The 12,712-nt window shown below is 39.0% G+C and carries 9 protein-coding genes; 1 reads left to right on the forward strand and 8 read right to left on the reverse strand.

Features of this window, described 5'->3' with window-relative positions:
- Positions 1-289: 289 nt before the first annotated feature.
- The 7 genes from IGL56_RS12395 to IGL56_RS12425 all read right to left on the reverse strand — a co-directional run bounded on the left by IGL56_RS12395 (position 290) and on the right by IGL56_RS12425 (position 8,185).
- A complete protein-coding gene (locus IGL56_RS12395) occupies positions 290-850 on the reverse strand; it encodes a hypothetical protein (RefSeq protein WP_002354788.1) in 561 nt (186 codons plus the stop codon).
- A 189-nt stretch (positions 851-1,039) separates the two neighbouring features.
- Entirely contained in the window at positions 1,040-4,057 is a 3,018-nt protein-coding gene (locus IGL56_RS12400) for an LTA synthase family protein (protein ID WP_002392820.1), read from the reverse strand.
- Between the two features lie 138 nt (positions 4,058-4,195).
- On the reverse strand, positions 4,196-4,588 hold the full coding sequence (gene rpsI, locus IGL56_RS12405) for a 30S ribosomal protein S9 (RefSeq protein ID WP_002354786.1): 393 nt from the start codon (positions 4,586-4,588) through the stop codon (positions 4,196-4,198).
- A gap of 13 nt (positions 4,589-4,601) precedes the next feature.
- Entirely contained in the window at positions 4,602-5,030 is a 429-nt protein-coding gene (gene rplM, locus IGL56_RS12410; protein WP_048670019.1) for a 50S ribosomal protein L13, read from the reverse strand.
- A gap of 236 nt (positions 5,031-5,266) precedes the next feature.
- Entirely contained in the window at positions 5,267-5,734 is a 468-nt protein-coding gene (locus IGL56_RS12415) for a Dps family protein (protein ID WP_002354782.1), read from the reverse strand.
- 127 nt (positions 5,735-5,861) lie between these two features.
- Complete coding sequence (locus IGL56_RS12420; RefSeq protein ID WP_002354781.1) at positions 5,862-6,581, reverse strand: DUF5105 domain-containing protein; 720 nt, start codon at positions 6,579-6,581, stop codon at positions 5,862-5,864.
- A gap of 83 nt (positions 6,582-6,664) precedes the next feature.
- Positions 6,665-8,185, reverse strand: a complete 1,521-nt coding sequence (locus IGL56_RS12425) for a gluconokinase (RefSeq protein WP_002354779.1) — start codon at positions 8,183-8,185, stop codon at positions 6,665-6,667.
- A 108-nt stretch (positions 8,186-8,293) separates the two neighbouring features.
- On the opposite strand from IGL56_RS12425, the gene IGL56_RS12430 reads away from it, so the two are divergent.
- Positions 8,294-8,986 (forward strand): prepilin peptidase, encoded by a 693-nt coding sequence (locus tag IGL56_RS12430; protein ID WP_002354778.1) that lies wholly within the window; start codon positions 8,294-8,296, stop codon positions 8,984-8,986.
- Between the two features lie 48 nt (positions 8,987-9,034).
- Here IGL56_RS12430 and rpoC read toward each other — a convergent pair whose 3' ends face one another.
- Positions 9,035-12,688 (reverse strand): DNA-directed RNA polymerase subunit beta', encoded by a 3,654-nt coding sequence (gene rpoC, locus IGL56_RS12435; protein WP_002354777.1) that lies wholly within the window; start codon positions 12,686-12,688, stop codon positions 9,035-9,037.
- Between the last annotated feature and the right edge of the window lie 24 nt (positions 12,689-12,712).

Below are 12,712 nucleotides of genomic sequence, written 5' to 3' on the forward strand. Positions count from 1 at the left end.
TTTTAGTTTTTTCGCTTGACTCTTCTTGTTCATATAACTACTCAATATACCGCTCAACACGACTCCCCTATCATTCCCATTAGTAATTTTTTATTATGATTTTATTTAGGCTAAACACATGATTTTATGTTTTGAACTATCCTTCTATAATATTTTATAGACATAAGTAAAAGCACAGGTCAATGCTTATTTTGATGACATACGAATGATTAAATTAATCAATTTCAATTATGCATCGAGACAAAAAAACACTTTCTATCAACAGAAAGTGTTTCAATAAATATTTCGTTTAGGCAGCGCCATTTCCTGTAGTGTAAACGAACAGGACAGTGAACAGGATGGACACGCCAACCATTATTAATTTTTTCGTTTTGTCGGGGTCCTCTTGAAGTAGCCATTTAATCAACAGACTGCCTCTAATCCGTTGACTTGCCTTCTCTTTTTCAGTCGCTGACTTTGTATAACGCCAACCATAAAAGTGCCAACGAAGTAAATTGGCGTACCAAGCTCGATAGTTTTTAGAAAGAAAACCACCACAGATAAACAATGCTCCTAATAAAATATCCAAATACAACCAAACAATAAATGTTAACGGAATATCGATTAATGAATAATTCTTCACTTCAATCACTTGATCTTTCAAGCCAAATTGATGAATAATCCGTTCTTGGTATTCAGAATCCGTCTCCGCTTCTTCTTTTCCCCCAACAACTTTTATGGCTGACTCGACGCCCATACCTTTTATAAAAGCTTGCTTGGAATGACAATACTTACATTCCACCACTTGATCAGCGGTATCGTACCATCTAAACGCATTCGCCCCACAACTTTGACAAACCACACTACTCATTTTCTGCCTCCGATATTCGTTATTTTTTATGGCTATGTTTCATTACTTAATGATACCATTTTTTGGAGAATTCGGCTTATTTCTGAAGAAGTTGCTTTTGTTCAGCTAATTATTTTAAGATATAGCTAGTAGGGCATAAGTCGTTTCGACTTATGCCCTACTTTCTTTATATAACATTTTTATTGCCAATCAATTCACTTTTTTTTCCGCCCAATCTGCTGAATATTGTTTTCCTGCGACTAGGTCATACTGAATCAATTCATAATCATGAAGCAACTCTTTTTGCTCCTTAGTAAGATCTTTTTCTTCTGTCGTTTTATTTTGATCACTAGCAAATACTTTTTTACCATTCTGAACGTTTTGACTACCAGAATTAGGGTCAATTGTTGTAGCTGGTAAATTATTTGTCACTGCTGTTAACAAGGCATAAAATGGTGTCACTTTAATATTAGCTTGCTCGAGCGCCAATGAAGAAAACATATACGGAGATACTAATGAATAATTTGGCAGTTTTCTTTGTTGTTGTGCATATTTATTGTTATATACGAAATAATCTGTTTCTCGATACAACAAAGGATACTTCGCTAAATCTTGTTCCTTATAGATACCTGGTAAATGATCTCCATACCAAACAATTGTAATTGGTTTTTCAATTTTATCAATTTCTTCAATAAATTTCTGCGTTGCTTGATCTGTATAATTTAAACCTTGAAGATAGGTCTTCATTTGATTTCTATTGCTTTCTGAGACACCAGCCCCCTCGAAATCAAATGTGTCTTCTTTGTAGTAATTGTTATATGGCATATGATTTTGCATTGTAGATAGTTGGATAAACTGAGTCTTACCTTCCGTTGCATTTATCGCATCAACTGTTTCTTGATAGGCTGCTTCATCTGAAATATACGGATTCGCTTCAATCTTTTGTGTATAATTCAATCCATCTGGACTTCCAATATAATGAAACTTATCAAATCCAAACTTTTCAAATACATTTAAACGACTATAAGTATTTGCAGAAAATGGATGAATTGCCACAGCTTCATCAAATAAATTTAAAAAAGTAGGCGTCTTTTTTTGCTTGTTCACTAACTGAGTGTAAGGCACAGGCAAGGTAGCCCCCAAGTTACTTAAATCCATCCCTGTCAACGATTGCCACTCCATGTTTGCTGTACCTCCACCATAACCTGAGGAAAGCATTAAACCCGATGTTGTTTCTTTAGATAACTGTGTAATAAACGGAAATGGATTATTGTTCAAAGTTATATCCTTCAATCGAGACGGATCACTGAAGCTTTCGCTAAGAGTAAAAATAACCGTTTGCTCTTTTTGCCAATCCTGACGCTCTGAATTTATTTTTTTAGCCTCTGCATCATACTTTGCCATAATTTTTTTAATGTTCTCTTGTGAGTATCCAGAGGGTTCCTCCATAATTTTCACATCAATATTACTTAAAAATTGGATGACTGGACCATTAATCTGTGTCCCACGTCTTTGATTATAAAATTGACTATCAATACGAAAAAGCTTAAACACCAAATTAGGCAGCGAGTTCTGATGGTTAACGAAAAAGACCCCTGAAAAAAACACTAAAATTGAGACAATTCCTAATACTCGTTTTTTTATGTTTATTTTTAGATGATAGGTTCTTTCCAAACGTTTTTGTAGAATCCAAGAATAAATTCCTACTAAAACTAAACCAATGACGCTAATAATAAGAATGACAGGATTTAGCATATCTAAAATTTCACTAATACTGTTTAAAAAAGCTAAATCCGCCGGTAAAATTGGTTCAAGTCTATATTTAATTTTCAAAACTGTCGCGATAGTTAAAACAAGATTTATCACTAAGGTAAACGCAAACGCATACCAAAATCTATTAATCAATAAAATAACTAACATTAAGAATGCCATGATTACGATTACGTTTAAGAAAACTTGTGCTTGTCTATAGATAAAAATAGTAAAAATAGAACGAAGTGCTATATCCTTCGATCCGTAATCTGCAATTAATAACAATTGCATAATCGTGAATAAGTAGAAAAATAGCGCACTATAAAATAATCTGCGGTAAGCGCAGACCCAGTTCCATAGCTTACTTAATTTCAATTTTAGTTGTGAAAAATTTTCTACTCTTAAATTCTGCTCAATTTTACGATATAGCGGAATTTTTTGTAAAAGTAATACAACACAGCTAGAAAGAAGTGCTACTATCAAATAAGCAATAGTTAAATAGATAATTTGTTTTGCCCAAACAGTACCAGATTTCACCTCCGTTTGAACAAATTTCTCAGAAACTAGACGTGTAACAATTGGCCAGTTCACTAAGATTTGTACAACCAATAAACTTGTAGATAACACATTAAAATTTAAACGCAATAAGGAAAATCGTTTATTTACATTTTCTAAAAATATAAATAAAGAAATCGAATAGTACACGGAAAAAAGAGACCAAGGAACATTGAATCGAGTAGCAGTACTTGTTCCTTTGTTTAAAAATAGAGAGATATGTGTCATTAATAAGACTAAACTTGCTAATATTACTATTCCAAAAGTCACCTGAATAAATTTCAAATGATAACGAGGAAGAAAATTAAACCGATAAATGGCGTAGCCAACTAAGTAAAAATAAATTAAAAGTAAAATGCTATTACCGCTAGCCATTCCCCAAATATCTTTTCCAAAAAAAGTTGGTAAAGCGATTAAAAAGAATGTTAGTAGTGACATGGTCCATTTGATTTGTTCGTTCTTTAACCGATCTAAATACTCGTATAAATAAGGGCTTAATAAAAACAAAAGCAAGTAAGCCGTAGCAAATGGAAAAATATTTTGACTAATTGGAAAGAGTATCGTCCAATAATCACGTATATTTAATGAAAAAGAAGCCAAAGACAAATTTAAAACGAGTGTTCCAAAAACATATAATAAATAAAAATTTGCAAATTTAGCTAGCGGCTTGGTTCCTACTGCTTTTTTTCCGTGGTACCCCATATATAAAGCCAATAAATTCCCACCAACTGCAACTAATCCTAATGCTACTGAATAAAGATAAAAACGCGTACCATTTTGGTCATATTGTGGAATCGCTGTACCCGAAAATAATACACGTTGAACAATTATAAAAATACATGCCATAATTGGTGTAACTATTGGGTATTTTTTTGATTCTATCATATTTTCACCTATCTTTAATTTAAAAAAACCGTCCAAAATGGACGGTTTATAATTTTAGTTTCCTCATTTGGAAAGTGTCTTTCAAAATGATAATTGAGTGGCACTCGATTTCCAAGGAAATCTTCGTCCCAGATTGTTTGCGTAAGCGAACACGTTCGCAACGACTCCAAATAATTAACGTTTTGAGAACTGTGAAGCTTTACGGGCTTTTTTAAGACCTGGTTTTTTACGTTCAACCATACGTGCGTCACGAGTAAGTAACCCAGCGCGTTTTAAAGCAGAACGGAAGTCAGGATCTACTTGTAACAATGCACGAGCGATTCCGTGACGGATAGCTCCTGATTGTCCAGCATAGCCACCACCGTTTACGTTTACGATTACATCGTAAGCGCCTTTTGTTTCAGTTACGCCAAATGGTTGGTTGATAACTTCACGCAAGTCAGCATGTGGAATATATTCTTCTACGTCTTTTTTGTTTACAGTAATTTTACCAGTACCTGGTACTAAGCGTACGCGGGCAACTGCATTTTTACGACGGCCTGTGCCGCTATATTGTACTTGTGCCAATGAATTTCCCTCCTTAAATTAAGTTCGTGATATCTAATACTTCTGGTTGTTGTGCAGCATGTGGATGCTCAGCTCCACCGTATACGTTCAATTTAGTAAATTGTTTACGTCCTAAAGTGTTTTTAGGTAGCATACCTTTTACAGAAGTTTCGATAAGACGGCGAGAGTTTTTGTCGCGTAATTCACCAGCTGTCACTGATTTTAATCCTCCAGGATACATTGAGTGACGGTAGTAAATTTTGTCTGTAGCTTTTTTACCTGTTAATTTTACTTTATCAGCGTTAATTACGATTACGAAATCTCCAGTATCCACATGTGGTGTGAATGTTGGTTTATTTTTACCACGTAGTACAGAAGCAACAACTGCTGATAGACGTCCTAAAGGAACATCTGTTGCATCTACTACGTACCATTTACGTTCTACTTCGCCAGCTTTGGCCATATATGTTGTACGCACGTTTCTTTCCTCCAATTTTGTTTTCGATGTTTGACATACACTTGAGTTTCCGGGGCTCATTGTGGGGCAAACAATACCATTTAATATTTTACCTTCAATCACTGATAAAGTCAATGTTTTTCTGCGCTTTCAGAAAATAGATTTTCACTTATTTTTTTGTGCCTTTTAAACAAAAAAAAACCGCCAACGTCAACGTCAGCGGCTTTGGGAGTTGTTTTAAATTATGCGTCAATACCAGGCGCTTTGCCAAGTTTGGCTTGTAACATCCAAATATTTTTTTCGATGTCTGTTTTGTTTGCGATGAAAATGTCTTGTGTGCAGTCGTCGCCTTCTTCACCAGAAACTTCGATTCCTTTTGCGTAAAGGTCTGCTAAGTAACGGTAGCCTGCTACTAATTTTTCCATACGTTCTGGAATGGTGCGGTCCCAGTTACCAATTTCATCTTCAATTTTTGTATTTTCTGCGAATTCACGCAATGTTGAGAATGGAGAGCCGTCCAATGTGATTAAACGTTCTGAAACAACATCCAATTGCTCATTGATTTGATCCATGTATTCATCCATTTGTGGGTGAAGTGTTAAAAATTCAGGTCCACGCATATACCAATGTGTTTGATGAATTACCACGGAAAATTGGCTTAAATCTGCAACGAGTTGGTTCAAAATTTCTTTTGTTTTTTCAAATTTCATTCTTTGTCATCCTCCTAAATATTATTTCTACACTCTTAGTGTAATATGAATTGTGAAAAAAGTACACTGAAAACCTTTCTTTTTTAAAATTATTATCAAATTATAATAATTATAATTAAGAATCTAATTAATTTCCTGAAATCGCTGTTTTTTCATCCGCAGTGACGACTTTTTGTTCCGCTTGAGTGAGGATCGTGTCGAGTGCCTCTGTCAACTGGTCAGTATCTTCTTTTCCTGTGACGAAAGCTAAAAAAAACTGATTCAGTCTCAGTTGCTCCGCTGCCGGCAAGTACCATTGTCCTTCTACTTGCTTAACCGTTAATGGCAGTTCAACTGGCTCATGGCTGACATTGATTTGTTGGATTTCTTTTTTTAAAACGGCTAACGTGTGCTGCATGTCTAGCGCTTGTGTTGCCTGTTGCGTTTGCTGAAGAAGAGCAGTGGTTGTATCTTCAATCGCCGTCACAAAATCTAAGCCCTTAATCTGAAAAGTGATTGTCGCTTGCCCATTCAATTCTTTTGTGGCTACTAGTTGATATGACGCTTTTTTCTTCACTTGAGCCAGTAATTCTGTGCTAAGCTTCTGGGCTTCAGTCTCGGTGACTTCATCGTTCATTTCTTTTAAGCTATTGAAAAATTGCTTCTGGAACTGTTGACGGCTCGTCTGCAAATGCTCCGCCAAGACTTTCGGTTCACGAAAAGTTTGAGAGAATGTCGCTGTCTTTTCTTGATAAATAAAGTAATCTACCAACTGTTGCGCTGCTTTTTCGCCGGAACGAGACGGCGCACTGCAGCTTGCTAACGCCCCAATGAATAACAGAAATAGTGGTAATAGCTGCTTCTTCATTCCTCATCCTCATTTCCTCAAGTCTTCGTCTCTCTTCTAGTTAAGCAACTTCTCAGCCATTTGTCAAAGCTATTTACTATCAATTATTTTCGGAATTCTGCTAATTTTTGATAACTTTGTGCTAAAACTTGTTGGGTTTCTTGAAAAACAGGATACAGTTCTTGATAAACTAGCAATTGATCCGCTCGTGGCGTGACCGTTTCATGAATCAGCACCTGTTGCGCCGCTGCTTGTAAATTTGGTAACTGCCCTAAGCCTTGCCAACCTAGCAAAACAGCGCCTAATGCCGAAGCTTCGGTGCTATCAGTGAACGATAACGTTTCTCCCAGCACATCAGCCATGATTTGACGGAACACAGGGGAATCAGCAAAGCCGCCTGTCGCCCGAATCTCCTGAACGGGTCCACCGAGTTGTTTCAAATCCTCTAAAATAGTTTTTAAATTGAAACAGATGCCTTCCACCACCGCTCGAGCTAAATGTCCAGCATGGTGATTTTTGCGCAAGCCAATAAAACTTGCGCTCGCCTCTGCATTCCACAGCGGTGCTCGTTCACCAAGCAAATAAGGATGAAACAGTAAGCCATTTGCCCCAGCTGGCACGGTTGCAATTTGGGCCATAATTGGGTCATAGAGATTGGTCCCGTTTTGGATAGCTTGCTGACGTTCTTCTGCAAAAATCGTTTGGCTCGCCCAATCTAACGCAACTGCACCATTACTACTTGCACCACCAATCACCCAGTGCTGTTCATCTAGAGCAAAACAAAACGTTTCACCTTGCGGATGCAAAAAAGGTTCTTCGACAATATACCGAAGTGCGCCGCTCGTACCAACGGTCAAAGTCGCTACACCCATTCCTAGCGCTCCCAAACCTAAATTAGACAATGGACCATCCGCGCCACCAAGAACTAAAACCGTTTCCTCCTCAACACCAAGCATCTCTTTCCAAGAAGGCGCTAACGCTGGAAAAATGAACGTTGACGGGGCAACTTTTGGCAACTGTTCCTCCTCAATAGATAAATACGCTAAAATCGACGATTCCCATTGCCGCGTGTGAATATTAAATAAACCCATCCCCGAAGCACTACTATAATCTGTCCAGTATTCGCCAAAGAAACGGTAAAAAATGTAGTCCTTAATCCCAATAAACTTGGCCGCGCTCTGCGCAACGGCTGGCTGATTTTCCTGCAGCCAGCGAATCTTGTACAAAGGCGCCATTGGATGAACTGGCATGCCTGTCAATTGATAAAACAATTGGGCCGCTGGCGTTTCTTTTAACGCTTCCGCATAATCAGATGCTCGTGTGTCAGCCCAAGTAATCACTTGGGTCAATGGGCGTCCTTGCGCATCCATGGCAATTAAGCCATGCATCGCTGAAGCAAAAGAAATGAGCCCAATTGGTTGATTCTTCACTTGTTGTGTGACGGTTCGAATACAGTTCACCACAGCTTGGAACAGCGTTTCTGGGTCTTGCTCCGCCATTCCTTCAGTCTCTTGAATTAATGGATAACGCACATAGCTAGAAGCTACGACTGTGCCATTTGCTTGAAAAGCCACTGCTTTGGCTTGCGTAGTGCCAACGTCGACACCAATCGCTAATTTTTCCATTTGATTCCCTCATTTCTTGTTTCTTTTATTATTCCTAACAAAAAAAGATTTGTCTAGTCAAACGAAAAAGTTTAAAAAAAGCGTAGTTTATTTTTAAGGAGGTAACCTATGTTTTTCTTAAGTCTCTTTTTGATTGGTGCCTGTTTCGGTTCTTTTTTATGCTTAGTGGCGGAGCGCTTACCAGTAGGGCGTTCTTTGTGGTGGCCCCCTTCCCACTGTCAAGGTTGCCACCAGCCTCTACATCTCTATGAATTAATTCCAGTTGTTTCGATTTTGCTGCAGCGCTTTCGTTGTCGAAAGTGTCAACAGCCAGTAGCTAAGAGTTATCTTTTAGCAGAACTTGTCATGGGCGGCTTAACCGCAAGTTGTTTTTTTGCTGGCCTGACGATTGATGCTTTGATTCTCTGGTGGTGGCTGACGAGCGCTTTCATATTATCCTTGATTGATTACTGGTATTTAGTGGTTGAACCGAAGATTCTTTATCCTAGTTTTTTTGTGCTTTGCTTGCTGAAAATTGCGGGTCAGCATTCGTTTTACTTACTGACTGGTCTTTTTTGTTTTTGTTTTTTCCGAGCCGTCTTACATTATTTTCCGGAAGCCATGGGGCGAGGGGATCTTTTGTTACTGGGTTTGTGGGGCTGTTTTTTACAGGTACCTCAGTTGCTGATGCTACTATTTTTTGCCAGTAGTTATGGCCTAATCTATGGCTACAGCTGTAAATTTTTGGGGTATCCAGTTGAACAGACACTTCCCTTTGTCCCCTTTTTAAGTTTGGGCTTACTCACAATCAGTTGCTTATAGCAAATAAAAAAAGCCGTAAGGAGCATGCTCCTTACGGCTTTTTAGGGTTTATTTATTGATGTTTTTCATCGCATCTTCAGCAGCCATTTGTGCTTCAATGTCTGAAATACTATAAACGTTTTCGCTAGCTACGCCAACTTCTTTTGGTTCCATGTTACGGTAACGAGCCATACCAGTACCAGCTGGGATGATTTTACCAATGATAACATTTTCTTTCAATCCAAGTAATGGATCTTTTTTGCCACGGATAGCAGCATCTGTTAACACGCGTGTTGTTTCTTGGAAGGATGCAGCAGATAAGAAGCTGTTTGTTTCCAATGACGCTTTGGTAATACCAAGTAAGACTGGACGACTAGTAGCAGGGACGCCACCAGCAACTAATGTGTCGTAGTTACGGTCTTTAAATTCTGCGATGTCCATTAATGTTCCTGGAAGGATTTCAGTGTCACCTGGATCCATTACGCGGATTTTACGTAACATTTGACGAACCATTACTTCGATATGTTTGTCGCCGATTTCTACCCCTTGCATACGGTAAACACGTTGTACTTCACGTAATAGGTAGTTTTCAACAGATAAAACATCACGAACTTGTAATAATTGTTTTGGATCAATTGAACCTTCTGTCAACGGTGCACCACGGTGGATGATGTCGCCTTCAGCAACTTTCATACGTGCAGTGTAAGGGACAGTATAGGTACGTGTATCTGTTTTTCCTTTGATGGTTACTTCTTTTTGACGTGTGGCAGGATCTTCAGAAATATCGATAACTTCACCGGTTACTTCTGTAATCACTGCTTGTCCTTTCGGATTACGTGCTTCAAAGATTTCTTGGATACGAGGTAAACCTTGAGTGATATCGTCACCGGCAACCCCACCGGTATGGAACGTACGCATGGTTAACTGTGTACCAGGTTCCCCGATAGATTGAGCGGCGATTGTACCAACTGCTTCTCCGACTTCAACGTCAGAACCAGTTGCCAAGTTACGTCCGTAACAGTGCTTACATACACCATGTTTTGTGTTACATGTAAAGACAGAACGGATGGTTACTTTTTCAATACCAGCGTCCACGATTTCTCTTGCAAGATCTTCAGTGATTAATTGATCCGCACCAATGATGATTGCACCAGTTTCTGGATGAACAACTGATTTACGTGTATAACGACCTAATAGACGTTCGTCTAATGGTTCGATAATTTCGTTACCTTCACGAATGGCTTCGATTTCAAGACCACGGTCAGTGCCACAGTCGTCTTCACGAATGATTACGTCTTGGGCAACGTCAACTAAACGACGTGTTAAGTAACCTGAATCGGCTGTCTTCAAGGCCGTATCGGTCATCCCTTTACGAGCCCCGTGAGTTGAGATAAACATTTCTAAGACAGAAAGTCCTTCACGGAAGTTTGAGATGATTGGTAATTCCATGATTCGTCCATTCGGAGCGGCCATCAAACCACGCATACCAGCTAACTGTGTAAAGTTGGAGATGTTACCACGGGCTCCAGAGTCAGACATCATGAAGATTGGGTTACGAGCTTCCATACTTTCGATCAGTTTTTGTTGGATTTCGTCTTTGGCACCGTTCCAAACGCCGATTACACGTTCATAACGTTCGTCATCAGTAATTAAACCACGACGGAATTGTTTAGTAATTGTTTCAACTTGTTTGTGGGCAGCATCAATGATTGCTTGTTTTTCATGAAGAACCATGATATCGGCAATCCCTACCGTCATCCCAGCATACGTTGAGTGTTTGTAACCTAAGTCTTTCATGCGGTCAAGCATTTTAGAGGTTTCCGTAATGTGGAATCTCTTGAAGACTTCAGCAATGATATTTCCAAGATTTTTCTTCTTGAATGGTAAAACTAATTCTTGCTCTTTAATGTGTGCAGGAATGTCTGTACCAGCTTCTACGAAGTATTTATCTGGTGTTTGAACAGTTAAGTTATAGTCTGTTGGTTCGTTCAAGTAAGGGAACTCAACAGGCATGATTTCGTTAAAGATGATCTTACCAACTGTGGTGATTAAGATTCGTTCTTTTTGCCAATCAGTAAATGGTTTGTCACCTAAAAGTGTTGTTTGAACCCCAATCCGTGAGTGTAAATGCACGTAGCCATTTTGCCATGCTAAAACAGCTTCGTTCATGTCGCGGAAGATCATGCCTTCCCCTTCACGGCCTTCTTCTTCCATTGTTAGGTAGTAGTTACCTAAGACCATATCTTGAGATGGTGTAACAACTGGTTTACCATCTTTCGGGTTCAAGATATTTTGGGCAGCAAGCATTAACATACGAGCTTCTGCTTGTGCTTCTTCATTTAGAGGCACGTGAACCGCCATTTGGTCTCCATCGAAATCGGCATTGTAGGCTTCACAAACTAATGGGTGAAGACGGATCGCACGACCTTCAACAAGAACAGGTTCGAAAGCTTGGATCCCTAATCTATGCAACGTAGGTGCCCGGTTAAGTAAAACTGGGTGTTCTTGGATAACTTCTTCTAAGATATCCCAAACTTCATCTTCGCCACGTTCGATTTTACGTTTCGCATTTTTAATGTTTGTCGCAATTTCACGTTGTACTAATTCACGCATTACAAATGGTTTGAATAATTCAATCGCCATTTCTTTTGGTAAACCACATTGGTACATTTTTAAGAACGGACCAACGACGATTACGGAACGACCAGAATAGTCAACACGTTTACCTAGTAAGTTTTGACGGAAACGACCTTGTTTCCCTTTCAACATGTGAGAAAGAGATTTCAATGGACGGTTACCTGGTCCAGTAACTGGACGGCCACGACGACCATTATCGATTAAAGCATCGACCGCTTCTTGTAACATCCGTTTTTCGTTTTGAACAATGATGCTTGGCGCATTTAAGTCTAATAAACGTTTTAGACGGTTGTTACGGTTGATAACACGGCGGTATAAGTCGTTTAAGTCACTTGTTGCAAAACGACCACCTTCCAATTGAACCATCGGACGTAAATCTGGTGGAATAACTGGGATAACATCCATTACCATCCAGCTTGGTTGGTTACCAGAAGCACGGAAGGCTTCTAAGATGTCTAAACGACGGATGGCACGTGTCCGTTTTTGACCAGAAGCTGTTTTTAATTCTTCTTTTAATTGCGCAACTTCGCCATCTAAATCGACGTTATCTAATAATTGTTTCACGGCTTCGGCACCCATAGCAGCTTTGAAGGCTTGGCCATATTGTTCACGTTTTTCACGATATTCGCGTTCCGTTAACAATTGTTTTTTCTCTAATGTTGTGTCACCTGGTTCGATGACAACGTATGAAGCAAAATAAATGACTTCTTCCAATGCACGAGGGCTCATGTCTAAAACAAGACCCATCCGAGATGGAATTCCTTTAAAGTACCAGATATGTGAAACTGGTGCGGCTAATTCAATATGTCCCATACGTTCACGACGTACTTTTGAACGAGTGACTTCAACGCCACAACGGTCACAGACAATACCTTTATAACGGATACGTTTATATTTACCACAAGCACATTCCCAGTCTTTGGTTGGACCAAAAATGCGTTCACAGAATAACCCTTCACGTTCGGGTTTTAATGTACGGTAGTTAATTGTTTCGGGTTTTTTAACTTCCCCATAAGACCAGCTTCTGATCTTTTCTGGTGAAGCAAGCCCTATTTGCATACTTTCGAATTTATTTACATCGATCAAAAGGAATTCCCTCCATTTCCTTAT

Origin of the sequence: Enterococcus sp. DIV1316a, from assembly GCF_050536915.1 — a bacterium.
In the GTDB taxonomy this organism is placed as follows: domain Bacteria; phylum Bacillota; class Bacilli; order Lactobacillales; family Enterococcaceae; genus Enterococcus; species Enterococcus faecalis.